This is a genomic window from Pseudomonas sp. 30_B (assembly GCF_017491605.1).
Lineage (GTDB): Bacteria > Pseudomonadota > Gammaproteobacteria > Pseudomonadales > Pseudomonadaceae > Pseudomonas.
On the sequence record NZ_JAFGYY010000043.1, the window covers coordinates 1 to 24,847 of the forward strand.

At 66.1% G+C, this 24,847-nt stretch carries 20 protein-coding genes; 9 read left to right on the forward strand and 11 right to left on the reverse strand.

Annotated features, from left to right (window positions below; genetic code table 11):
* Positions 1–641: 641 nt before the first annotated feature.
* Positions 642–1,781, reverse strand: a complete 1,140-nt coding sequence (locus tag J5M67_RS26375) for a GNAT family N-acetyltransferase (RefSeq protein WP_207888374.1) — start codon at positions 1,779–1,781, stop codon at positions 642–644.
* Positions 1,782–1,994: 213 nt separating this feature from the next.
* On the opposite strand from J5M67_RS26375, the gene J5M67_RS26380 reads away from it, so the two are divergent.
* On the forward strand, positions 1,995–2,243 hold the full coding sequence (locus tag J5M67_RS26380) for a hypothetical protein (RefSeq protein WP_207888375.1): 249 nt from the start codon (positions 1,995–1,997) through the stop codon (positions 2,241–2,243).
* On the opposite strand, the gene J5M67_RS26385 is transcribed toward J5M67_RS26380, so the two are convergent.
* Both J5M67_RS26385 and J5M67_RS26390 read right to left on the reverse strand, forming a co-directional pair.
* Entirely contained in the window at positions 2,244–3,266 is a 1,023-nt protein-coding gene (locus tag J5M67_RS26385; protein WP_207888376.1) for a glycosyltransferase family 1 protein, read from the reverse strand.
* Positions 3,263–4,072 (reverse strand): UDP-2,3-diacylglucosamine diphosphatase, encoded by an 810-nt coding sequence (locus J5M67_RS26390; protein WP_207888377.1) that lies wholly within the window; start codon positions 4,070–4,072, stop codon positions 3,263–3,265. The genes J5M67_RS26385 and J5M67_RS26390 overlap by 4 nt, the downstream gene beginning before the upstream one ends.
* 142 nt (positions 4,073–4,214) lie before the next feature.
* Between J5M67_RS26390 and J5M67_RS26395 the strand changes: the two genes are divergently transcribed.
* From J5M67_RS26395 to J5M67_RS26405, 3 genes are all read left to right on the forward strand, one after another.
* Positions 4,215–4,979: an AraC family transcriptional regulator gene (locus tag J5M67_RS26395; protein WP_207888378.1), complete on the forward strand. Its 765-nt coding sequence runs from the start codon at positions 4,215–4,217 to the stop codon at positions 4,977–4,979.
* Between the two features lie 69 nt (positions 4,980–5,048).
* On the forward strand, positions 5,049–5,390 hold the full coding sequence (locus tag J5M67_RS26400) for a tRNA-binding protein (protein ID WP_207888379.1): 342 nt from the start codon (positions 5,049–5,051) through the stop codon (positions 5,388–5,390).
* An 87-nt stretch (positions 5,391–5,477) separates the two neighbouring features.
* On the forward strand, positions 5,478–6,344 hold the full coding sequence (locus J5M67_RS26405; RefSeq protein ID WP_207888380.1) for a DMT family transporter: 867 nt from the start codon (positions 5,478–5,480) through the stop codon (positions 6,342–6,344).
* Positions 6,345–6,774: 430 nt separating this feature from the next.
* Here the strand turns inward: J5M67_RS26405 and rfaD are convergent, their stop codons facing one another.
* On the reverse strand, positions 6,775–7,767 hold the full coding sequence (rfaD, locus tag J5M67_RS26410) for an ADP-glyceromanno-heptose 6-epimerase (protein ID WP_207888381.1): 993 nt from the start codon (positions 7,765–7,767) through the stop codon (positions 6,775–6,777).
* A 111-nt stretch (positions 7,768–7,878) separates the two neighbouring features.
* Positions 7,879–8,163 carry a SelT/SelW/SelH family protein gene (locus J5M67_RS26415; protein WP_207888382.1) on the reverse strand — a complete coding sequence of 95 codons (285 nt, stop codon included), beginning with the start codon at positions 8,161–8,163 and terminating at the stop codon, positions 7,879–7,881.
* A gap of 68 nt (positions 8,164–8,231) precedes the next feature.
* Here J5M67_RS26415 and J5M67_RS26420 point away from each other — a divergent pair, with 68 nt between their 5' ends.
* Positions 8,232–10,418: a patatin-like phospholipase family protein gene (locus tag J5M67_RS26420; protein WP_207888383.1), complete on the forward strand. Its 2,187-nt coding sequence runs from the start codon at positions 8,232–8,234 to the stop codon at positions 10,416–10,418.
* A gap of 227 nt (positions 10,419–10,645) precedes the next feature.
* Here the strand turns inward: J5M67_RS26420 and J5M67_RS26425 are convergent, their stop codons facing one another.
* The 5 genes from J5M67_RS26425 to recQ form a co-directional block, all read right to left on the reverse strand.
* Positions 10,646–12,754 (reverse strand): FimV/HubP family polar landmark protein, encoded by a 2,109-nt coding sequence (locus J5M67_RS26425; RefSeq protein WP_368735955.1) that lies wholly within the window; start codon positions 12,752–12,754, stop codon positions 10,646–10,648.
* Positions 12,755–13,095: 341 nt separating this feature from the next.
* Positions 13,096–13,530: a transcriptional regulator SlyA gene (slyA, locus tag J5M67_RS26430; protein ID WP_207888385.1), complete on the reverse strand. Its 435-nt coding sequence runs from the start codon at positions 13,528–13,530 to the stop codon at positions 13,096–13,098.
* Positions 13,531–13,648: 118 nt separating this feature from the next.
* On the reverse strand, positions 13,649–14,665 hold the full coding sequence (locus J5M67_RS26435) for a DUF2804 domain-containing protein (protein WP_207888386.1): 1,017 nt from the start codon (positions 14,663–14,665) through the stop codon (positions 13,649–13,651).
* Between the two features lie 318 nt (positions 14,666–14,983).
* Positions 14,984–16,150, reverse strand: coding sequence for a diguanylate cyclase (locus tag J5M67_RS26440; RefSeq protein WP_207888387.1), 1,167 nt, complete (start codon positions 16,148–16,150; stop codon positions 14,984–14,986).
* A gap of 224 nt (positions 16,151–16,374) precedes the next feature.
* Entirely contained in the window at positions 16,375–18,519 is a 2,145-nt protein-coding gene (gene recQ, locus J5M67_RS26445) for a DNA helicase RecQ (RefSeq protein WP_207888388.1), read from the reverse strand.
* A gap of 196 nt (positions 18,520–18,715) precedes the next feature.
* Here recQ and J5M67_RS26450 point away from each other — a divergent pair, with 196 nt between their 5' ends.
* The 4 genes from J5M67_RS26450 (at position 18,716) to lapD (ending at position 22,603) form a co-directional block, all read left to right on the forward strand.
* The gene (locus J5M67_RS26450; protein ID WP_207888389.1) at positions 18,716–19,303 is read left to right on the forward strand and encodes a YecA family protein; all 588 of its coding nucleotides are present in this window, start codon (positions 18,716–18,718) and stop codon (positions 19,301–19,303) included.
* Positions 19,304–19,447: 144 nt separating this feature from the next.
* A complete protein-coding gene (locus J5M67_RS26455; RefSeq protein ID WP_207888390.1) occupies positions 19,448–19,846 on the forward strand; it encodes a YbaN family protein in 399 nt (132 codons plus the stop codon).
* An 87-nt stretch (positions 19,847–19,933) separates the two neighbouring features.
* Positions 19,934–20,635, forward strand: a complete 702-nt coding sequence (lapG, locus tag J5M67_RS26460) for a cysteine protease LapG (RefSeq protein WP_207888391.1) — start codon at positions 19,934–19,936, stop codon at positions 20,633–20,635.
* Between the two features lie 12 nt (positions 20,636–20,647).
* Positions 20,648–22,603, forward strand: a complete 1,956-nt coding sequence (lapD, locus tag J5M67_RS26465) for a cyclic di-GMP receptor LapD (protein ID WP_207888392.1) — start codon at positions 20,648–20,650, stop codon at positions 22,601–22,603.
* 519 nt (positions 22,604–23,122) lie between these two features.
* Here the strand turns inward: lapD and pap are convergent.
* Positions 23,123–24,616, reverse strand: a complete 1,494-nt coding sequence (gene pap, locus J5M67_RS26470; RefSeq protein WP_207888393.1) for a polyphosphate:AMP phosphotransferase — start codon at positions 24,614–24,616, stop codon at positions 23,123–23,125.
* Positions 24,617–24,847 lie beyond the last annotated feature (231 nt).

Sequence of the window (24,847 nt, forward strand, 5' to 3'; positions counted from 1 at the left end):
GCCGCCTTGGCCAAACCCCGCGAGCCTGTGGTGGCGGTCGGGGGGCGATCCTGACTGACAGGCTCTGTCGCCGCGTAGGAGCGGACTTCGTCCGCGATGCTCTTGCTCTTCGTAGGGCGAATAACGCTTAAGGCGTTATCCGCCGTCTTGTTCGGTGTTCATGCGCCGCTTCAGCGTGCGCTGGGAGCTTTTGTTTCGCCCCCTCGGGCGAGTCACTTTTCTCAAACGCCAGAAAAGTAACCAAAAGGGCTCGTCCCGACATCCGGCCCCGGCTTCGCCGGGGTCCCCTCGCTCCGGTATCGCTCCGAGGGTCGGCGTAGAAGGGCCATCCCTGGCCCTCTACGCCTCTCGCGGCATCCATGCCGCTCGCCCCTCTGCGCAATACCTCCACTCGGCCTCCTGACGGGACTCTGCGCACGCCGGTGATTTTGGCTTTTTCGTAGGATGGTGTGGAGCGAAGCGATACCCATCAAGGCGGATAACGCTGTGCGTTATTCGCCCTACAAGGAGCCACAGCATCGCGGACGGAGTCCTCTCCTACGGATACATTCCGCTCTTGTAGGCGAGACGGGGCGCCTGGCCCTTGTCCACGAAATCCATCGCGGAGGAATCCAGCCGAGCATCTGAGCGATGCGTCACCCTCAGTCCTGCAAAGGGCTATCTTTCCGATACGGCAGCGCCGCCCGCGCCTCTTCCGCGTAGGCGAGAATGCCGGCGCGCTCCTGCTGCAGAAACTCCGCCACCGCCTCCCGCAATCCGGGATGGCCCAGGCGATGCCAGGACCGTGTGATCACCGGCTCGAAGCCGCGAATCAGCTTGTGCTCGCCCTGTGCTCCGGCGTCGAAGCGTTGCAGGCCATGGCCGATGGCGTAATCGAGGCCCTGGTAGAAGCAGGTCTCGAAATGCAGCCGGTCGAATTCCGCCAGGCAGCCCCAGTAGCGGCCGTACAGCGTGTCGCCGCCGACCAGGCTGAAGGCCATGGCCACCGGACGACCGCCGCGATGGGCAAAGACCACGCGAACGGCCTCCGGCATCCGCTCGCCGAGCAGGCTGAAGAACGCCCGCGTCAGGTAGGGCGCCTGCCCACGAACTTCGTAGGTGCTGCTGTAGCAGGCATAGACGAAGTCCCAGTGCGCCTCGGAAAGCTCCCGCCCCTCCATCCAGACGAAATCGATGCCCAGCCCCGCGACCTGCTCCCGTTCCTTGCGCAGTTGCTTGCGCTTGCGCGAACTCAAGGCATCGAGGAAGTCCGAAAAGTCCCGATAACCCCGGTTAAGCCAGTGGTACTGGCAGCCCAGGCGCTCCATCCAGCCATCGGCACCGCCCAGCAGCGCATCGGCGGCGACATCGGTGAAGTTCACGTGCACGCCGGAGCAGCGCGCCTCGTCCACCTCCCCCGCCAGCGCGCCGACCAGGCTCAGCGCCGCCTCGGGCGCACCGAGCAGACGCGCGCCTCCCACCGGGGTGAAGGGAACGCCAAGCAGCAGCTTGGGGTAATAGCGAATGCCCGCGCGCTGGCAGGCGTCGGCCCAGCTCCAGTCGAACACGTACTCGCCGTAGGAATGGCTCTTCAGGTAGGCAGGCGCGGCGGCGAGCAGGCGGCCATCGTCGCCGAACAGGACGCGATGGGCCGGCGTCCAGCCGGTGCGCCCGCCGACGCTGCCGCTTTCCTCCAGCGCGGAAAGAAAGGCGTGACGCAGGAACGGCTGGTCGTCCGGCAGCAGGGCATCCCACTGACGGGCATCCACATCGGCGAGGCGGGCAAGGGTCTGGATAGGCATGGCCGACAGTCTGGCGCGCAGCGCCCGGGAAGGGAAGATTGGCGCAGGAAAAGCCCGCGCCAGTGACATTCACGTTCGTCGGTATCCGGCAAACGGGCCCAACGACTGGTCTATGGTGGGGATTGAAAAGGCTTGCCGGCAACCCCAGCCGGCTCCATTCCGCCCGCCACGCGCCCGGCCCGGGCCAGTGGCGATTTGCCCGGAGGACGACCCATGAGCCTGATGCAATGCGAATACCGCAAGTACACCATCACCGCCGATGTCGTTGAACACCCCGGCCTGCCCACGCCCTGGGCCGGCGGTTGCCACATCACCAGCCCCGACGGCCAGACCACCAAGCGCAAGACGCTGCCGGTGGAATTCGCCTTCATGGCGGACCTGGAAAAGGCCCAGCACGCGTCCATCGCCCACGGCAAATGGCTGGTGGACCAGAGCCTGGACCACGACCGCCAGCTGTTCTGATCAGCAGGCCGGTACTTCGCTGACCGGCAGCGGGGTCAGGCGTACCTGCAAGGAAAGGAATTCCTGCGCCGACGACCGCCAGGATTGCCCCTGCGCCCAGAGCGCGCAGGCCTGGCGGTCCACTTCCAGCGCCCGCAGGCAGGCGTTGCGCAGGTTGTCGTCCAGCGCACCGGTCACGCCCTCCTCCAGCACGTCCAGCGGTCCCGCCACCGGGAACGCCGCCACCGGCGTGCCGCAGGCCAGCGCCTCGTACATCACCAGCCCCAGGGTATCGGTCCGCGAGGGGAACACCAGCACGCTGGCGCCGCGATAGGCCGCCGCCAGTTCATCGCCGTGGCGATAGCCGAGGAATTCCACCTGTGGATAACGCGCTTGCAGCTCCGCCCGCTGCGGACCGTCGCCCACCACGCGCTTGACTCCGGGCAGGTCGAGATCGAGGAAGGCTTCGAGATTCTTCTCCCGCGCCAGGCGGCCCACGTACAGGAACAGCGGCTCTGTCATCGGCGCCCCATCGTCCGGCTGGAAGCGGGAAAGATCGACACCCTTGCGCCACAACGCCAGGCGCTGCAACCCCTGTTCGGCAAAGGCCCCGCGCATCCGTTCGCTGCTCACCAGCACGGCCTGGCTGGGCGTGTGGAAGCGGCGCAGGAAGGCATAGCCCCAGGAAAGCGGCAACCAGGGCCAGCGGGTGTTCACGTATTCGGGAAAGCGGGTATGGATGGCGCTGCTGAATCTCAGGCCCCGGCGCATCAGCCAGCGCCGGGCGGCCCAGCCGAGCGGACCTTCGGTGGCGAGGTGAACGCAATCGGGGGCGAACTCGCTGATCTTCCCGCCAACCTTCCACAGGTCCCAGGCCAACGGAATTTCCGGGTAGCTCGGACACGGACGGTGACGGAAATCCAGCGGTGTGATCAGGCCGATCGTATGGCCCAACCCTTCCAGCTCCGTCACCAGCGCCTCGAGGCTGGTGACCACGCCGTTGACCTGCGGCAGCCAGGCATCGGTGACGATCAGCAGCCTCATGCCGCCGACTCGACCGCCGCAAGCGCGGTGACCTGCGCCTGCTCCTCGGCCAGCCGGTAGAGCTGGATGCTGCCATCCCAGTGCTCGATCAGCGCCGAGCAGGACTCCACCCAGTCGCCACAGTTGAGGTACTCCACCTCGCCGACCTGGCGGATTTCCGCGTGGTGGATGTGCCCGCAGACCACCCCGTTGAGCCCGCGCTTGTGCACTTCGTGGGCGATGGCCTCCTCGAAGTCGCTGATGAAGTTCACCGCCGTCTTCACCTTGTGCTTGAGGTACGCCGACAGCGACCAGTAGCCATAGCCGTAGCGGCTGCGCCAGTGGTTCAGCCAGCGGTTCAGGGTCAGGGTGAACTCGTAGGCAGAATCGCCGAGGAAGGCCAGCCACTTGTGGTAACGGGTGATCACGTCGAACTGGTCACCGTGGATCACCAGCAGGCGGCGGCCGTCGGCGGTGGTGTGCTCGATCTCGTCCACCAGGCGGATATTGCCCAGCAGCAGTGAGGAGTAGCGACGCAGGAATTCGTCGTGGTTGCCGGTGACGTAGATCACCTCGGTGCCACGCTTGCTCATGGTCAGCAGGCGGCGGATCACGTTGGTATGCGCCTGCGGCCAGTACATGCCGCCGCGCAGCTTCCAGCCATCGATGATGTCGCCGACCAGGTAGATGCGATCGGCGTGGTAGCGCTTGAGGAAAGCCGCCAGATGCTCGGCCTGGCAATCGCGGGTGCCGAGGTGGACATCGGATATCCACAGGGTTCGTACCCGTTGTTTCTTCGTCGGCGTCATGCGTTGCGCGCTGCTCATCGTCGGCGACCTCCAGTGGGGTTGGTCCGATTTTCGGCGCTGGCGGTGAAGTGCACATGACCGACTGGCGACAGTCCCGTTACAGCCCACGCCGCGCTAGACTGACGGCCTGCCCGACAGCGTCCCGGATGAGCAGCCCCCGATGAGCCAGATCCTCTCCCTGCGCCACTACAGCCACGACCACCTCGCCCATAGCCATAGCCACGCGCAACTGGTGCTGGGCCTTTCCGGCAGCCTGGACTTCGAGGTGGGCGGACGCGGCAGCCTGGTGACCCGGCAGTGCTTCGCGGTGGTCCCGCGCGAAACCCACCACGCCTGCGCCAGCCCCGACGGCAGCCGCTGTCTGGTGGTCGACCTGGATGACGAAGACGACCTGCTCGCAGGCCTTGGCCAGCATGCCGATGCCGGCCGTCGCCTGCTGGAAACTCCCGGCCAGCGCCTGCTGAATGGCGACCAGGCGCAACTGGTCAACTGGCTGGCCAGCAGCTCGCTGCACGACCCGGTACTGGCCCGCCAGGGCGCCATCCTGCTGCTGGCCAGCCTCGCCGCCGGCCAGCAGCGCATCGAGGAGCCGGCGCAACTGCCGCTGGCCAGCCTCGACAGCTACATTGATCGCCACGCCGCCCACCCGCTGCAGGTGGCCGATCTCGCGCGCCTCGCCGGCCTTTCCGCTGCGCGCTTCCACGCCCGCTTCCTCGCCGAAACCGGACAGACACCGATGGATTACGTGCGCCAGCGCCGCCTGCAACAGGCACGCGACCTGTTGCGCAGCACCCATCTGCCGGTGGGAGAGATCGCCGCCCAGGTCGGTTATGCCTCGCAGAGCGCCTTCACCGCCGCCCTGGTGCGCCAGTTCGGCACCACGGCGCGCCAGCTGCGCCAGGAGGCGCGCGACAATTCCCGCTAGCCGCACGACAGACAGCCGCGCGCCCAGGGCCTAGACTGCCGGCCATCGAACTGAACAAAGAGAGCAGCGATGTCGGCAGACACCATCGAATGGCAGGATTTCGAACGCGTCGAACTGCGCGTGGGCACCATCGTCCAGGCCGAACCCAACGTGAAGGCGCGCAAGCCCGCCTACATCCTCCAGGTTGACCTGGGCCCCCTGGGGCTGAAGACCTCCAGCGCGCAGATCACCGCGCACTACGCGATCGAAGACCTGATCGGCCGCCAGGTGCTCTGCGTGTGCAACTTCGCGCCCAAATCCATCGCCGGGGTGCGCTCGGAAGTGCTGGTCACCGGCGTCTACGACAGCGACGACAAGGTGGTGCTGGCCGGCTTCGACAAGCCGCTGCCCAATGGCGCGCGGCTGGCCTGACTTGCGCCTCACCACGGGCCGGCCGATCCGGCGCGCCTCTTCTCTATTCATCAAGGCCCCGCCACGGCAGTCGGCGGGTTCGCAGGCATGATTTCCGTTTCCCGACTCACTCCCCGCGGCGCCCTGATCGGCCTGCACATCGGCGCCCTGATGTTCGGGCTGTCCGGCATCTTCGGCAAACTCATCCTCGCCGGTCCCCTGGTCATCGTCTTCGGCCGCGCACTGTTCGGCTCGCTGTCACTGGCTGCGGTGTTTGCCAAGCACCTGCGCGAGCAGCAAAGGCCCACGCTGAAACAGGTGGCCATGCTGGTCGGCGGCGGCGTACTGCTGTGCACCCACTGGCTGACCTTCTTCCTCGCGGTGAAGGTCGGCAACGTCGCCGTCGCCACCCTTGGCTTCGCCAGTTTCCCCGCCTTCACCGTGCTGCTGGAGGGGCTGCTGTTCCGCGAACGTATCCGCAAGGGCGAGTACGGAGTGGTAGCGCTGGTGTGCATCGGCCTGGTGATGGTCACCCCGACCCTGGACCTGCGCGACGGCGCCACCGCCGGGCTGCTCTGGGGCACGGTCTCCGGCCTGTTGTTCGCCCTGCTGTCGCTGGCCAACCGGGTGAGCGTGCGCGGTATCGACCCGATCCAGGCGGCGCTGTGCCAGAACCTGACCATCATCGCCTGCCTGCTGCCGCTGGTGTTCGTCGAACTGCCCGCTGTGCGCGGCATGGACTGGCTGTGGCTGATCCTGTTGGGCGTGCTCTGCACCGGCGTCGCCCACAGCCTGTTCGTCGCCAGCCTGCGGCTGATCAAGGCGCGCACGGCGGCGGTGATCTTCGCCCTGGAGCCGGTCTACGGCATCGCCTTCGCCACCGTGCTGTTCGGCGAGACACCGAGCCTGCGGATGCTGGCGGGCGGCGCGTTGATCATCTTCGCCACCTTCCTCAGCGCCCGCGGATCACACTGACGCGTAGGGCGTACAACCGTTCGCGGTTGTACGCCGATATCCCTCACACAATCATCAGTGCCGAGGCTGAGCCTGGAGTGCTTTCGTAGGAGCGAGCTTGCTCGCGAACCTCTTGGCAGCGGAGCGTGAGCTGTTCGCGAGCAAGCTCGCTCCTACAAAAAGGCAGATCCCATCTTCGGCGCAATAAAAAGGCCGCTTCGCAGCATGCGGATTGCGAACCCTTGCCCCGGGGAGGGATTGCCAAGGATTCCTCGCATGACAGCCTGCGAAGCGGCCTGTCCGGTGTCGGCCCCCATGTTCCAGAAGCCTCGGTTGACGCGGTTTCGGGCGGACCGATGTCCGCCGCTCTGGGTGCAATGATCGCGCGCTCACCCGTCCTTGAGTGTCAGCTCAGGGTAAAGACTGGGTAAAACCGGCCATGCACGACGCCTCACGCCGCTTGCAGCAACGCGCGGCAATAGCGCTCCACGCCCTCCTCCACGCCCAGCATCGGCTCGCGGTAGCCCGCCTCGCGCAGAAGAGCGATATCGGCGCAGGTGTAGCACTGGTACTTGCCACGTAGCTCATCGGGGAATGCGCAGTATTCCAGCAACCCGGCGCGAACCGCCGCGTCCAGGGTCAGCGGCTGCAGGTCCTGCTGCGCACGCAGGGTGTTGATCACCGCCAGCGCCACATCATTGAACGGCTGCGCACGGCCACTGCCCAGGTTGAAGATGCCGCTACGCTCGGGGTGGTCGAGGAAATGCAGGTTGACCCTGGCCACGTCCTCCACCGAAACGAAATCGCGCAGATGGCCGCCCGCCGGGTAGTCGCCATATTCGCCGAACAGCGTCACCTTGCCCGTCTCGCGGAACTGGTTGAAGCAGTGGAACGCCACCGAGGCCATGCGTCCCTTGTGCTGCTCGCGCGGGCCGTAGACGTTGAAGTAACGGAAGCCGGCAACCTGGCTGCGCGCCTGCGGCAGCGCCCTGCGCACCCGCTGGTCGAAAAGGAATTTCGAATAGCCATAGACGTTCAGCGGCCGCTCGCAGGAACGCAGCTCGCGGAACTCGTGGCCACCGCCGTACACCGCCGCCGACGAGGCGTAGAGAAAGGGCACTCCCAGCGACAGGCTGGCCTCCAGCAGCTCGACGCTATAGCGGTAGTTGTTGTCCATCATGTAGCGGCCGTCGCGCTCAACGGTGCTGGAGCAGGCGCCCTGGTGCAGCAATGCGCGCACCACGCCGAAGTCGCCCCGGGCAAAGCGCTCGATGAAGTCACGCTTGTCCAGGTAGTCGCTGATGTCGCAGTCGGCGAGGTTGGCGAACTTGTCGCCATCGGTCAGATCGTCGACCGCGATGATGTCGGTCTCGCCACGCGCATTCAGCGCCTTGACGAGATTGCTGCCGATGAATCCGGCGGCGCCCGTGACAATGATGCTCATGTCAGGCATCCCTTGCGGAGAATGGATGCCTTCAGACTACGAGCGGTACGGACGTACCCCGTTGACATGAAGCAAGGAAGTTAGCCAGCTATCGAAATGACTTTCCCGCGTTCAGGAACGGTCGTTGTGGCCCAGGTCGCGCTGCGGATCGATGCGGTCGCGCACCCGTTGCTTGAGCACCTTGGCCTCGGGGAAGCCGCCGTCGGCCTTGCGTTCCCAGATCTGCTCGCCGTCGCAGGTGATGTGGAAAACTCCCCCCGTGCCCGGCACCAGGCTGACCTTGCCCAGATCGTCGCCGAAGGTGCTCAGCAGTTCCTGCGCCAGCCAGGCGGCGCGCAGCAGCCACTGGCACTGGGTGCAATAGGTGATGACGATTTCGGCTTTGGCTTCGGACATGAATCAGACTCGGCTGTAGGACGCGCACCTATAATACCGGCCCATACGCTTACCCGGATGCTTCTGTCATGCGCCGCCTGCTGTTCGTCCTCCTCCTGCTCCTGCCCCTCGGCGTCCTGGCGGCCAACTCGCCGCCGAAGATCGGGCTGGTGCTCTCCGGCGGCGCGGCCAGGGGCCTTGCGCATATCGGCGTGCTCAAGGCGCTGGACGAACAGGGCATCCACGTCGACGCCATCGCCGGCACCAGCATGGGCGCGGTGATCGGCGGGCTCTACGCGGCGGGCTACACGCCCGATGAGCTGGAAAAGCTGGCCCTGGGCCTGGACTGGCAACAGGCCCTTTCCGACGCCCCGCCACGGGTCGACATGCCCTTCCGCCGCAAGCAGGACGATCGCGACTTCCTGGTGAAGCAGAAACTCAGCTTCCGCGACGACGGCACCCTCGGCCTGCCGCTGGGCGCTCTCCAGGGTCAGAACCTGTCGATGCTGCTGGAAAGCCTGCTGGTGCACACCAGCGACACCCGCGACTTCGACAAGCTGGCCATCCCCTTCCGTGCAGTGGCCACCGACATATCCACAGGCGAGAAGGTCGTGTTCAGCAAGGGCCACCTGCCCCAGGCGATCCGCGCCAGCATGTCGATCCCGGCGGTGTTCGCGCCGGTGGATGTGAACGGCAAGCTGCTGGTGGACGGCGGCATGGTCGACAACATCCCGGTGGACGTGGCCCGGCAGATGGGCGTCGACGTGGTGATCGTGGTCGACATCGGCAACCCGCTGCTGGACCGCAAGCAACTGACCACCGTGGTGGACATGCTCAACCAGTCCGTCACCCTGATGACCCGCAAGAACTCCGAGGCCCAACTGGCCACCCTGACCGCCAGCGACGTGCTGATCCAGCCGCCGCTCAGCGGCTACAGCTCCACGGACTTCGGCAGGGTGCCGCAACTGATCGACGCCGGCTACCGCGCCACCAGCATCCTCGCGCCGCGCCTGGCCAGCCTGGGCCATCGCGAGGACGAGCACGCCCTGGCGCTGAACCAGGCGCGCACGCCCGGCGAGCGCCAGCCGGTGATCACGCGCATCGAAGTGGAGAACAACTCCAAGGTCAGCGACGAGGTGATCCTCCACTACATCCGCCAACCGCTGGGCGAACGCCTGGACCTTGAACGCCTGCAGCGCGACATGAGCACGCTCTACGGCCTGGACTACTTCGACCAGGTGCAATACCGCGTCGTACACCGCCCGGAGGGCAACGCCCTGGTCATCCACGCCTACGGCAAGCGCGGCGGTACCGATTACCTGCGCCTGGGGCTGAACCTCTCCGACGACCTGCGCGGCGACAGCACCTTCAACGTCGGCGCCAGCTACCGCATGAACGGCATCAACCGCCTCGGCGCGGAGTGGCTGACGCGCCTGCAGATCGGCGACCACCAGGAACTCTACAGCGAGTTCTACCAGCCGCTGGACGTGGGCTCGCGCTACTTCGTCGCACCCTTCCTGTTCAACGAGGCACAGAACGTCGAGGCGACCGACGACAACGACCCCATCGCCGAATACCGGCTGGAGCGCTACGGCTACGGCATCAACCTTGGCCGGCAGATCGCCAACAACGGCGAATTCCGCTTCGGCGTGGCCCAGGCCTACGGCAAGGCCGACGTTCGCGTGGGCGAGCAGGAGCTGCCCAATTACCGCTTCAACGAAGGCTATGCCCAGCTCCAGTATTCCTTCGACACCATGGACAACGTCGACTTCCCCCGTGAAGGCGAGAACATCGAGACGTCCTTCCGTGAGCACACCCCCTCGCTGGGCGACGACGACCGCTACCGGCAGTGGGACATCCGCCTGGACAAGGCCATGAGCAGCGGCCCGGACACCTTCGTGCTGGGCGGTGGCTACGGCCGCACCCTCGACGACGCCAACGTGGTGGAATCGAGCTTCCTGCTCGGCGGCGCCCGGCAGCTCTCCGGCTACCGCCAGGACGCCCTGGCCGGGCAGAATTACAGCCTGGGCCGGGTCATCTACTACCGGCGCATGACCGAGCGCTCCTTCCTGCCACTGGACTTCCCCTTCTACCTGGGCGGCAGCCTGGAGCGCGGCCGGGTCTGGAACAACGACAACAGCTACGACACCGGCTACATCAATGCCGGCAGCCTGCTGATGGGCTTCGAGACGCCGCTGGGGCCACTGTCCTTCAGCTACGGCCTGAACAGCGCCAGCGAGCACGCGGTGTACGTCAACCTGGGACGGAATTTCTAACGACGCGTCATCCCATGCAGGGCGTACAGCCGTTCACGGTTGTACGCCGACATACCTCACGCAATCGTCGGTGCCGAGCCTGGGCTACTCTCGTAGGAGCGGAGCTTCTCCGCGATGCTCTTCTGCGGGGCTGCCACTTCGCGGACAGGGTCCGCTCCTACGAAAAGCCGGTCAGCTCCCATGAAAAAGCCCGGCACAGAGCCGGGCTTTTTCATTCACCACGCGAATCAGGCAATCAGCGCCAACAGCTCGCGTGCCTCGGCCTTGGCCTTGGAGTCGCCGTTCTCGATCACCTGCTTGAGGATGCGGTAGGCCTCCTCCAGATTGCCCTTGTCGATGCAGGCACGGGCTTCGTCGAGGCTGGCCAGCAGCTCGTCATGCTCGTGCAGGTCGTCCGGCAAGTCGAACACCAGGTCGGTCTCCGTGGCCTGCCCGAACATGCTGGCATGCTCGCCATCCAGATCCAGCTCGGTGATCTCCGGCAGCTCGCGCAGGTTGCTGCGGAAATCGGCGGGAACGGGTTGCTCGGCTACCGGCGCGTTCTTGCTGCGCTGCGGCGTCTCGAAGGGATCGAGGGTGTCCCAGTCCAGGTCCAGCGACATGTCGCTCAGATTCAGCGCGAAGTCCGGGTCCGTCTCGGCGGTGGTGGCGCCTGCAGTGGATGCGGGGGTTTCACCCAGCGACAGGTCGTCCCAGTCGGTCAGGGTTTCGCCCGTCGGCGCCGGAGGGACGTCCTGTGCACGTTCGAGCATCGCCGGGTAACGCGACTTGATCTGGTCGATCTGCTTCTGGTCCGCCCCCTGCGCCATGAGCTCGCGTTCCTGCTCATGGAAGCCCGCCACGTCGCCCAGCTCGGCGAACACCAGCAGCAGCTTCATGCGCAGTTCGCGGCGCTCGGGCTCCTGGGCCACAGCCTTGCGCAGCATGTCGCGCGCCTGGTTGAAACGGCCATAAGCGATGTAGATATCCGCCCCTTCCAGGCTGTCCGCGCTGGCCGCCGGAAGGCGAGCCACACCGGCATCGGGCACGGCCACCGGCTGCGGGCGCTGGACCGGAGCGGGCGCCGGCGGCACTACCGCGGCGGCCACGGGCCTGGCCGGCGGGATGGGCTTGGGTTGGACTGGCTGGACTCGGGTGTCCTTGACCGGCGGCTGTTCCTCACGCTTGCGGCGCATCAGCAGGAGTCCGGCCAGCAAGGTACCGAGCGCGCCCACACCCAGCCACGGCCAGAAGTTGAACGACGAGCCCAGGGCATCGCTGGCAGGAGTGGCAACGACCGGCACGGGAGCTGACTGCTCAGCCTTGGGCGCGGCCGGAGCGGCCGGCGTGGCCGTTCCATCGCGGCGGGCCAGTTCGGCCTGCAGGCTCTGCACCTGCTGGTCGCGGCTTTCCAGGGCTTTCTGCAGCGACTCCAGCTGCTTCTGCATGGCGTCCATGCGCTGGTTCAACTGGTCGCGCTGGGCGTTGCTCAGGGCGAGATCGGCTTCGACCTTGGCCAGGCCGCCATCGACCGTCGGTGCAACCGGCGCAACGGCAGCTGGCGCAGCGGCGGCCGGCGTGGCGGCAGTCGCCGTGCCGGCCGGAGCGGCACCCGGTGCAGCCGGTACTGCGGAATCGGTGGCAGGCGCGCGGGTTGTGGGCTGCGGCGCGGGAGCGTTGCCATGCCCGGCGTACTGCTGCCCCTGCGGCAGGATCAGCGTCTGCCCGACCTTCAGGCGGTGCGGATCGCCATTGACGAAGGCCTGGGGATTGAGCGCGAGAATGCTGTCCATCAGCTGGCTGTGCGAGGCGCCGGTACCGGAGAGACGCGAGGCGATCCGCCACAGCGTGTCGTTGCGTACGGTGGTGTAGCGCCCTTCGCCTGCCGGAATGGGCGGCGCCGCAGGGGCACTGCGAACGGGGGCGGCACGTCGGCTGGAAGATTCAGGCGCGTTACGCTCGGGAAGCGGGATGCTGGCGGCGACGGACGTCCGCGCGCTGTTGTAGCTCGGCGGATCGAGCAGCACGGTGTACTCGCGCAGCATGCGCCCGTTGGGCCGCTCCACTTCCACCAGAAAATTCAGATAAGGCTCGTGCACCGGCTGGGTGGAGACCACCTTGATGTAGCCGCGTCCGCTGCGGATCACCGGAGTGAAGCGCAGGTTCTGCAGGAACATGAAGCGATCGACGCCAGCCTTCTCGAAGTCGGCCTGGCTCGCCAGGCGAGCGATCAGTTCATCGGAGGTCATATCGCCCGTCTGCAGCAGGGCGATCTCCGCATCCAGCGGCTGGTTCAGCGATGAATGCAGGGTGATTTCACCCAGGCTCAGGGCATGCGCATGAGCAGAAACAAACACCGAAAGCGCAGCGAGCGTCAGCGGAATTCTATTTGTTATTAGTGCCATAACCCCATCCCATTGTTCGGGTCTGCTAGCCGTTCCCTGACCACCCGAAAGCGGCAGGTATCACCTTATCCGCACTCGAACGTAATGCCGGATGACAGACCGCACGCGCCCTACCACTGCACCAGAAAGGTACAGGCCGATTGATATCAGGGATTAGGTGCTACAACGGGTTTGGTCAAGACAAATCGTCGAAAAACCGGCGAATGGTCAGGGCAATCGAGTGCTGAACGGGCGACCTCGCGAGAAACCGCCAGAAAAATGGCTATCTTACCGAATTTAATGTGATGAGAAGCTCAGTTTTTCTCGAGGTTGCCAAGAATCCGGCTGAGCACCTGCTGGCAGAGGGCAATCTCGTCCTCGGTGATGCCGTTGAGCACCTCATTGCGCACCGCAGCGGCAATGCTCTCGATGTCGGCGATCAGGACGTCAGCCTTGGGCGTCAGGGCGATGCGCTTGGCGCGGCGGTCCTCGGCCACGGCCTGGCGGCGAACCAGCCCCTGGGCTTCGAGGCCGTCGAGCAGGCGGGCCAGGGTCGGCCCTTCGACACCGACCGATTGCGCGAGCTCGCGCTGGGTGGGCGCGGCGGAGTGGCGTGCCAGGTGCAGCAGCACCAGCCAGCGCGCCTGGGACAGTCCCAGGTGGCTGAGGCGGCGGTCGAGTTCAGCCCGCCATGCACGGGAGGCCTGGGCCAGTTGGGTGCCGAAGTAGTGCTTATCGTTGTCTGCCATTGCGTCGCGTTTTTCAGGTCACGAATCGGGATGATTCAGCGAAGTTGATTTGACTAATTATTAGCCAGCTAATCAAGCCCGTACAATGACAGATTGTCGCAGGGTGTGACGCAACACCTCACCACTTGGCATATTGGTCCTCGACGAACCCCCACAGGTTGTCGATACGCACCTCCGCCCGCCCCGCCGGCCGCAGCACGCCACTGAAGCGACCGAATATCTGCTTGAAGTTGCTCGCCAGCACACCGAGGTTGAGACGCTCCTGGTGCAGGCCGTGGGCCTCGAAGCGCAGCTCGACCTGACCATCGAAGGAGCGGATGGTCCAGGGCCCCAGCGGATGGTCGCGGTCGAACTCGAAGCGCACCGTGTCCACCTTCACCAGCCTGCCGTCCAGCCAGTAGCAGTTCTCGGTGAAACTGGTCTCGTTGACCCCGCACGACAGGTTCAGGCCGACGCGCTGGCCCTGCGCCTCGCCGGACAAGCAGGCCCAGTTCCAGAAGGTCTCGCGGCGCATGTAGCCGGCGGACCAGTCATGATGGGCGTAAGCATCCAGCTCGCGCAGGTCGTAGTTGCCCAGGGCGCTGCGCACCTCGCCGTGGCAGTGCACGCCGGCCACCTTGCGCGCGTACACCCAGCCATTCGCCGCCGTCGGCGTGCACAGGCTCATCGGCTCGAAGGCCGGCTGCTCCTCGCTGAAGCGCGCATCGATGCGGGTGCCGTCGTCCAGTTCCACCAGCAGCCGCTTCTCCAGCGGCGACGAGCCGTTTTCCAGGCGCAGCCGGTTGCGCCCCTGGCGCAGTTCGCAAACGCCATCGTCAGGGTTCTGCGAGAAGTGCGCGCCCATGCCCAGCGGGCACTTGAACTGGCGCTCGATCATCCGCCCGCTTTCGGGATGGTAGAGGTAGACGAAGCCGACGGTGAGCAGGCTGATATCGGCCAGGGCGCAACCACCGATCAGGGTCGGGCTGATCAGGCCGAAGTACTGGAACTGGTGGAAGCTGCGCCATTTGCTCAGCGCGCCGAGACGGCGGCCCATGGGCGAGCGGAAGTCGAAGTCGCGGTAGTTGATCGTCGCCGGGGTGGTGGGAAAGATGCCGTAGTGCGGTTGGCCGTTGGGCTGGATCAGCTGCTGCATGGGCGCGGGCTCGGTGGCGGGGTCCGGCGAATGCTAGCACCGGGCCTGCGGGCGCCGCAGTCACGCACGGCGCCAGTGCGAGGGACGGAATGGGCCATGCCAGCCTACGCAGATCCAGCTTGATGACCCTGCGCCCGGATCAACCCTCACCCTAACCCTCTCCCAGAGGGAGAGGGGACCGTTCGGCGCCGGATGAATCCGTGGCGTCAGCCGGCGCGGTCTGCTCCCTATCCCTAAGGGAGAGGGCTGGGGTGAGGGGGAAGCACAAGCACGGATTCATTCGTGAGATAGGAGCCGCCCGTATAAGCTCTCGACGAATCAGGCCACCACCTGGTTGCGCCCGAACGCCTTCGCCTCGTACAGCGCCCGATCGGCATGTTCATAGATGCTGCGCAGCGGATGCCCGGTCTCCGGCCACAGGCAGGAGACACCAATGGACAACGTCACCTCGTTCGCCGTCAGCGAACCCTCGTGGGCGATGCCCAGCCCCTGCACCGCCTCGCGCAGCACCTCGGCGCGATCCCTGGCCTCGCGCTCGCTGGCGCCGTAGAGCAGCACGGCGAACTCCTCGCCGCCCAGGCGCACGGCCATGTCCAGCGGCCGCCGGGCGCAGGCCGCAAGCACCTCGCCGATGCGCTGCAGCACGGTATCGCCGGCCTGGTGGCCATAGCGGTCGTTGTAGGCCTTGAAGTGGTCGACGTCGCAGAGCAGCAGCGCCAGCCCCACGCTCTCGCGCTGCGCCTGGCGCCACAGGCGTTCCAGCTGGCGGTTGAAGCTGCGCCGGTTGTGCAGTCCGGTGAGGCTGTCGTGCTCAGCCATCACCCGCAGCAGGCGGCTGATCAGGAAATGCTGGCGGGACTTGTACTCCAGCAGGTAACACCCCACCGCGCCGACCAGGTTGCCGAACAGCAGGAACACCACGTTGTTGATCAGCTTGGGCAGTGGCAGCCCGACATACAGCTCGCCCCCCACGTACGCCAGCAGGATGACGAAGGCGCAGGCCACCGCCTCGGAAAAGCGCAGGCCGATGAGGAAGTAGGCGGCCATGCTGACCAGCAGCAATCCCTCGTAGGGATAGGTCTGGTCGACCGAGTGGGCGATAGCCACCACTGCGGCGGCACCGACGCCAATACAGAGGATGCAGGCCAGGCTCAGAGGCACCAGCAGCTGGGTGTGGCGTCGCTGCAGGATCAATGCGCCGCAGGCCACCAGCAGTACCAGTACGCCGAGGCGCACGGCAAGCATCTGCCAATGCACCGGGCCGCTGATGAGGAGAAAGTCGATGACCGCCAGAGCCAGCCAGATCAGCACACCGATGGTCAGCGCGGTGCGCTTGAGATCGAAGCTGTCTTCGAGCAGATAGTGGCGGTATTGGACTTCGAGGTCGGGTTCGAAACGCAGGCGGCGAAAGCCCCGGGAGAGCTGTTCGGCGTAGGCATTGGTGTGGACGTCGTCCAGCCAGTTTTGTTGTTGTGACACGCTCACCTCTTCTCGTGGAGGTCTAAGTGCCACCATAGCCGTTCGGGACGCGCGTCACAAGTTTGTCGTTTTGCCCCGTCACGAAACTGACGGCCATTTCCTTCGACGCTTCAGGTTCACCCCGTAGGAGCGGACTCCGTCCGCGATGGCTATGCCCCGCTCCCAGGTAGGCCGGAGTGGGCGGTGAATCGATCGCGGACGAAGTCCGCTCCTACATCAGCGCCAGCCGGTCAGACCTCGAGTTCGGCCTGCAGCGCGGCGCGCACGCAATGCAGCACGCCCAGCGGCACGCGACCTTCGAACAGCTCGGCGATGGCGCTCACCGGCGGCAGTTCGCCGTCTTCGTCGAGGAAGGCGTCCTGCACTTCGCCGAGCAGCTCCTCGGGCAGGTCCAGCGCCTGTTCCAGGGTCAGTTGCTGGCGGCCGATGGCCTCGGCCAGCAGGCTGTAGACGTTCTTCTCGCTGCAATCGAGCTGGCGGGCGATCTGTGCCGGGGTCATGCCGGCGCGGGCCAGGGTCACCAACTCGTGGCGCAGGTCGGTGACCGGGGCCGGGGTGTCCGGTGCCTTGTCCGACTCGGTGAGCACATCGAGGAAGGCTTGGCCGTAGCGCTCCAGCTTGCGCGCCCCCACGCCGCTGACCTGCGCCATGGCGCTAAGCGTGGTCGGCTGGCTACGCAGCATTTCCAGCAGGGTGGCGTCGGGGAAGATGACGTAGGGCGGCACCGAGTGCTCCTCGGCCAGCTTGCGCCGCAGCGTGCGCAGGGCTTCCCACATCTCGCGCTCTTCCTGGCGCACCAGTTGGCTGGCCGGGCTGGCCCCACCGGAGGAGGACGACTTGCTGCGCTGCGGCTTGGGATCGCGGCGCAGGGCCAGCGTTTCTTCGCCGCGCAGCAGCGGACGGCAGGCCTCGGTCAGGCGCAGGCCGTTGAAGCCGTCGACATCCACATCGGCAAAGCCACGGGCAACCAGTTGGCGGAACAGCGTGCGCCACTCGTCCTCGCCACGGGACTTGCCGATGCCGAACACCGCCAGGTGCTGGTGCCCGACGCTACGCACCTTCTCGGTGTCCTTGCCCAGCAGTATGTCCACCAGGTGGCCGACGCCGTAGCGCTGGCCGCTGCGGTAGATGGCCGACAGCGCCTGGCGCGCAGGCTCCGTGGCGTCCCAGGTTTCCACGCCGTCGACGCAGATGTCGCAATGACCGCACGGGTTGGGCATCACCTCGTCGAAGTAGGCCAGCAGCGCCTGGCGGCGGCAGCGGGTCTCTTCGCACAGCGCCAGCATAGCTTCGAGCTTGTGCCGCTCGACGCGTTTGTGGCGCTCGTCGCCCTCGGAGTTCTGCATCATCTGCCGCAGCAGCAATACATCCTGCAGGCCGTAGGCCATCCAGGCATCGGCGGGCAGGCCGTCACGGCCGGCGCGGCCGGTTTCCTGGTAGTACGCCTCCAGGCTCTTGGGCAGGTCCAGGTGGGCGACGAAGCGCACGTTGGGTTTGTCGATGCCCATGCCGAAGGCGATGGTGGCCACCATGATCAGCCCTTCCTCGTTGAGGAAGCGCTTCTGGTGGTAGGCGCGCAGGTCGTTGGACAGCCCGGCGTGGTACGGCAGCGCCGGGAAGCCCTGGGCGGAGAGGAACTCGGCGACCTCCTCGACCTTCTTGCGCGACATGCAGTAGACGATGCCCGCATCGCCGCGCCGCTCGGCGAGGAAGCCCAGCAGCTGCTTGCGCGGCTGCTCCTTGGGCACGATGCGGTAGAAGATGTTCGGCCGGTCGAAGCTGGAGAGGAACTGCTCGGCGTTCTGCAGGTGCAGGCGCTGGATCATCTCCTCGCGGGTGCGCATGTCCGCCGTGGCGGTCAGGGCGATGCGCGGCACCTCCGGGAACAGCTCGGCGAGCTGGCCCAGCTGCAGGTATTCGGGACGGAAGTCGTGGCCCCACTGCGACACGCAGTGCGCTTCGTCGATGGCGAACAGGCCGATCTGCAGGCGCTGCAGGAACGCCAGCATGCGCGGCTGCACCAGGCGTTCGGGGGCCAGGTAAAGCAGCTTGATCTCGCCGCGCTGCAGACGGTCGGCGATCTCGCGCTGGGCGTCGGGGCTGAGCGAGGAGTTCAGCGCCGCCACCGGCACGCCCAGCTCGTCCAGCGTGGCGACCTGGTCCTCCATCAGCGCGATCAGCGGCGAAACCACCACCGTCAGGCCGTCGCGCAGCAGCGCCGGGACCTGGAAGCACAGCGACTTGCCGCCGCCGGTGGGCATCAACACCAGGGCATCGCCGCCACTGGCCACGCGCTCGATGATCCGCGCCTGATTGCCACGGAAGGCGTCGTAACCGAAAACGTCTTTGAGGATGCGCTGGGCCTGGTCGAGCATGGGGGACTCCGAATGAAGCCGGGCATTATACGCAAGCCGTCCGCCCGCGACCGGCACCTTGTCCGGGAAACTGCGGAAAAATCCGTCACATGTATCCGAAGCCCGCGTCAGCACAGGCCGCGCGGGTATTTCGCTTTTGCCGCGAGGCCCCGGAACGTCTACAATCTGGGGCCGATCACCTCCGAGGTAGTACCCGATGTCCTTCGCCGACCAATTGTCCCGCCTGCAAGCCTTTCTCGATGCCGATGACCTGCACGAGGAAGCCTTGGACTACGTGGCGGCACACGGCTACCTGACCGCCCTGGCGATCTGCCCGGAGGAAGTGCCGGAGCGCGAGTGGATCGACGCCCTGTTCGCCGAGCCGCCGCACTACCGCAGCGACGAAGAACGTGCCGAGATCGAAGGCACCCTGGTCCAGCTCAAGGCGCACATCACCCGCCAGATGGCCGGTGACGAGGAACTGGAACTGCCGTGCGAGCCCTACCTGGGCGACGAGCCGGACGACTCCGACATCCGCGGCTGGTGCATCGGCTTCATGGAAGGCGTGTTCCTGCGCGAAGCGGTGTGGTTCGAGCAGGCCGAGGAAGAAGTCAGCGAACTGCTGCTGCCGATCATGGTCGGTTCCGGCCTGTTCGACGAACAGCCCGAGTTCGACGAGATCGCCCGCGACCGCCAGCTGGTCGACGACATGGTCGCGCAGATTCCCGAGCTGCTGACCAACCTGTTCCTGCTGTGCCAGGCCCCGGAAGAGAAGCCGGCGCTCCTGAAGCCGCGCACCCACTAAAACCTGATCAGTAGCTGCTGCGCGTCGGCGATACTGCGTTGAAAATGGCCGAGGACTGCTCATTTACTGCGTGTAAACTCCGCGTCCTCGGCCATTTTCGCCTTGTCTCGCGCTAGCTCGCGAGCTCCTGATTCAGGTTTGAACATGTCACGGGAAATCCGCCAGAGCCGCCACGCCTGGGTTCGCTACTGCCTGCTCGGCGTAGGCTGGCTCAGCGTGGCGCTGGGCGTGATCGGCATCTTCCTGCCGGTGCTGCCCACCACGCCCTTCCTCCTGCTCGCCGCCGCCTGCTTCATGCGCAGCTCCCAGCGCTTCTACGACTGGCTGGTGAACCACCCCAAGCTCGGCCCCTGGATCCGTGACTACCTGGACGGCGAAGGTATTCCGCTCAAGGGCAAGGTCTACGCCATCGGCCTGATGTGGAGCAGCATCGCCCTCTCCTGCTACCTGGTGCAGCGGCCGTGGGCCTGGGGCTTCATGCTGACCAGCGCGACGCTGGTGACGATCTATCTGCTCCGGGTCAAGACTCGTCGACTGGACTAGACCGCGCAGCCCCACTCACTGGCAATACGCCAGCGCAACTTTCCACGGACCGCCTAGACTCCATTCATCCCACATGGAGCGCTGGCGATGCAGCCAACCGGAGGAGCCCTTAGGCTGTTCGCCAGCCCGCTGCGTCTGCGGGCCGGTGCACTGCTGCTCGCGCTCCTCGCGCTGACGGCCGGCGCCGCCTGGAACTTCGACACCATCCTGCAGAACGCCGAACAGCAATACGGCAACCTGGGCACCGCGAAAACCCGCATCCAGTCCTGGGGCCGGCTGATCGACGACAGCGAAAACCTCGACGAAGCAGCCAAGCTCAAGGCGGTCAACGCCTTCTTCAATGGCGCCCTGGTGTTCACCGACGACCGTACCGTCTGGCACCAGGAGGACTACTGGGCGACGCCCGTGGAATCCCTCTACAAGGGCGCCGGCGACTGCGAGGACTACTCCATCGCCAAGTACGTCACCCTGCGCCGCCTCGGAGTCGCCAGCGACAAGCTGCGCATCACCTACGTCAAGGCGCTGCAGCAGAACCAGGCGCACATGGTGCTCACCTATTACCCCACCCCCACTGCCGACCCGCTGGTGCTGGACAACCTGATCCCGCAGATCAGGCCCGCCTCCCAGCGCAGGGACCTCCTGCCCGTCTACGCCTTCAACGCAGAAGGGCTGTGGTTGCCCGGCCCCGGCGGCGGCAAGCGCACCGGCGACAGCAAGAAGCTGTCGCGCTGGCAGGACCTGTTGACCAAGATGCGCGCCGAGGGCCTGGACCTCGACGAGACGCGATAGGAGAAACCCGGCATGTCATTGCTCAAGCAACTGTTCCTGGCGATCTGCCTGTTCCTCGTGGTGGCCTTCGCCGGCAGCTTCGTCACCAGCCTGGAGAGCTCCCGCGAGCAGATGATCAGCCAGTTGCGCTCCCACGCCCAGGACGCTGCCACCGCGCTGGGCCTGTCGCTGACGCCGCACGTGGACGACCCGGCGATGATCGAACTGATGGTCAGCTCGATCTTCGACTCCGGCTACTTCGCCACCATCCGCGTGGTCAGCATCGCCGACGGCAAGGTCATCGTCGAACGTGACACCGACACCCAGTCCGAACAGGTGCCGCACTGGTTCGCCCGCCTGGTGAACCTCAAGGCCCAGGGCGGCGACGCGCTGATCATGCGCGGCTGGGAACAGGCCGCGCGGGTCGAGGTGGTCAGCCATCCGCAGTTCGCCCTGGCCAAGCTGTGGGACAGCGCACTGGGCAGCCTGGCCTGGCTGGTACTGTGCGGGCTGATCAGCGCCATCCTCGGCGGCTGGCTGCTGCGCACCCAACTGAAACCGCTGGACCAGATGGTGCAGCAGGCCCAGGCCATCACCCGCCGCGAATTCCTCACCCTGCCCAAGGAGCCGCGTACCCCCGAGCTCAAACGCGTGGTCCAGGCGATGAACCAGATGGTCGACAAACTCAAGGCGCTGTTCGCCGAGGAAGCCTCGCGCAGCGAGAAGCTGCGCGAAGAGGCCTACCAGGACAGCCTCTCGGGCCTGGCCAACCGCCGCCTGTTCGATGCGCGCCTGGATGCGCAGCTCTCCCCCAGCGAACAGAACGCTGCCGGCTACCTGCTGCTGCTGCGCCTGAACGACCTGGCCGGACTCAACCATCGCCTGGGCGGACAACGCACCGACGCATTGATCCGCGATGTGGCCGAGCTGCTGGAACGGGTGCGCCAGCACCACGGCACCCCGGAATGGCTGGCCGCGCGCAGCCGCGGCGGTGAATTCACCCTGCTCGCCCCCGGCCTGGACAGCGCCAGCGCCGAGCAGCTGGCGGACGAGCTCAGCGCCTCCCTGGAAAACCTGCGCGGCACTGGCGCCAGCGACTGCACGCCGGTGGCGCACCTGGGCCTGTCGGCCTTCCGCCCCGGCGAAGCCCCGGCCAGCGTGCTATCCCGTGCCGACCAGGCACTGGCGCAGTCGCAAGCCTCGCCGGACCGCCCCTGGCAGCGCCTGGACAGCTCCGGCAGCCAGCCGGCGCAGGACTCCCACGCCTGGCGCGACTGGCTCGACGACGCCCTGCAGAAAGGCAAGCTGCAGCTCTGGTTCCAACCCGTGCGCGCCTGCGCCGAAGGCGGCGAACTGCTGCACCAGAAAGTCCTCGCCCGCCTGCTCGACCCGCAAGGCGAAGCCGTGGCCGCCGGCCAGTTCCTGCCCTGGATCGAACGCTTCGGCTGGTCCGCGCGCTTTGACCTGGCGATGCTCGAACACGCCCTCGCCCATCTCGCCCAGCAACCGGCACCGCTGGCGCTGTCGCTCTCGGCGGAAACCGTGCGCGGCGCCGCACCGCTGCGCCAGCTGTTCGAGGTGCTGCGCGCCCATCCCCAGGAAGCCCGGCTGATCACCCTGGAAGTGGACGAACGCTACCTGCCGCCACCGGCGGAGCTGGAGAAGCTCGCCCAGTCCGTGCAGGAAGTCGGCTCCCGCGTCGGCCTGCAGCACTTCGGCGGCCGTTTCAGCCTGATCGGCAACCTCACCCGCCTGGGCCTGGCCTACCTGAAGATCGACGGCAGCTACATCCGTGCCATCGACCAGGACAACGACAAGCGCCTGTTCATCGAGGCGGTGTTCCGTGCAGCCAACAGCATCGACCTGCCGCTGATCGCGGAGATGGTGGAAAGCGAGGGTGAGCTGAAGGTATTGCGGGAGATGGGGATCGCCGGGGCCATGGGCCGCCTCATCGGGGCGCCGCGGCCGTCGCAGAAGAATGGGGCGTAGGAGCGGACTTTGTCCGCGATGCTTGGGGTTGGGCATTTCTGCGCCGCTTCGGCGTGTGCTGAGAGATTTTGTTTCGCCCTCTCGGGCGAGTTACTTTCTCAAACGACAGAAAGTAACCAAAGGTCTTGCCCCTGCATCCGGCCCCGGCTTCGCCGGGGTTCCCTCGCTCCATCGGAGTTTCAGGGGCACGCGTCGACGGGCCATCCATGGCCCAACGACGCTCTCGCGGCATCCATGCCGCTCAACCCCTGAAACTCCGATTCCACTCGGCCTCCTGAAGGGGCGCTCCGGCGTGTGCGGACATTTCTCTGGAAGTCCTTAAATCCAGAGCCAGAGCGGTGCGCACGCCCCCGTAGGAGCGGACCTTGTCCGCGAAATCCTTCGCGACGTGGTATGTCGCCGACCTGTAGGACCGAGGGGGACGCCCAATCCTTGTTCGCGAACCGCCCAACACCGATGCGGCCGGGAAATCTATTTGCGAGCAAGAACCAGGCGCCCCCTCGCTCCTACGGAATGCCCTCAGCCCTTCTTCTTCGCGTACGCCGCCTCCAGCGCATCGTTGATGGTGCGCAGCACCTTCACCCGGGCAAACCGCTTGTCATTGGCCTCCACCAGCGTCCAGGGCGCGATCTCGGTGCTGGTGCGGTCGACCATGTCCCCCACCGCGTCCACATAAAGATCCCACTTGTCACGGTTGCGCCAGTCTTCCTCGGTGATCTTGAAGCGCTTGAACGGAATCGACTCGCGCTCCTTGAAGCGCTCCAGCTGGGTCTCCTGGTCGATGGACAGCCAGAACTTCACCACCACGATGCCGAAGTTGACCAGCTGCTCCTCGAAGTCGTTGATCTCCGCGTAGGCGCGCAACCAGTCCGCGTCCGAGGCGAAGCCCTCGACCCGTTCCACCAGTACACGGCCATACCAGGAGCGGTCGAAGATGGTGAACTGCCGGCGCGCCGGCATGTGCCGCCAGAAGCGCCACAGGTACGGCTGCGCGCGTTCCTCCTCGGTGGGCGCGGCGATCGGCACAATGTGGTACTGCCGTGGGTCCAGCGCGTCGGTCACGCGGCGGATGGCCCCGCCCTTGCCGGCGGCGTCGTTGCCCTCGAACACGGCGACCAGCGAATGGCTGCGGAAGCGCTTGTCGCGCATCAACGTGGCCAGGCGCGCCTGCTCCTTGGCCATCTGCTCCTTGTACTGGTCCTTGTCCAGCGCCAGGCTCAGGTCGAGCGCACCGAGCAGCCCCTTGTTGTCCAGGCTGGAAACCAGGGGCGCGGCATGGGGTTGCGGTGTGGGGCGGCCCTCGCGCTTGAGCGCCGCCTGCAGGCCTTCGAGGATGGTGCGGCCCACCGTCAGGCTGCGGTAGCGCTCATCGGCGCCCTCGACCACGTACCAGGGCGCATAGTCGCGGCTGGTGCGGCGCAGCACGCGCTCGCCGTAGCGCACGAACTTGTCGTAGACCTCGCTCTGCTTCCAATCCAGGTCGCTGAGCTGCCAGCTGCGCTGCGGGTCGTTCTCCAGGGTCTTGAGGCGCTCCTTGAGCTGCTTCTTGGACAGGTGGAACCAGAACTTGAAGATCAGCGCGCCTTCGTCGGAATACATGCGTTCGAAGCGCTCGGCGTCGCCGATCAGGCCGTCCAGCTGGCTGTCCTTGATCTCGCCGGTCACCCGCGAATAGAGCATCTGGCTGTACCAGTTGCCGAAGAAGATGCCGATGCGTCCCTTGGGCGGCAGCTTGCGCCAGAAGCGCCACTGCGGTGGGCGGGAGAGTTCCTCGTCGGTGGGCAGGAGGAAGCTCTCCACCTGGATCAGGCGCGGGTCCATCCATTCGTTGAGCAGCTTCACCGTCTCGCCCTTGCCGGCGCCCTCGATACCATTGATCAGGATGATCACCGGGAAGCGCGCCTGCTGCTTGAGCTCGTACTGGGCTTCGAGCAGGGCCTCGCGCAGGACGGCAACCTCCTTGTCGTAGGTTTCCTTGTCAATGGAATGGCCAATCTCGGCGGATTCGAACATGCACCTCTCCTTGTTTCCGAATGCCGTAAAAGGTAGCGGATGTGCCGGCAGCACTGTCGAGATTTTGTCGTGCTCGTGACAATGACACGCAGGATCGGCAGCTAGCTGACCATCCGCCGCGGCAACGCGGCGCACATCGAAACATCGCCAACCGCTGAGGTCCGCGCGACGGATCGGCTAAACTGCCGCCTTTGCTTTCACCACGATCGACGCATGTCCCCTACCCCACCC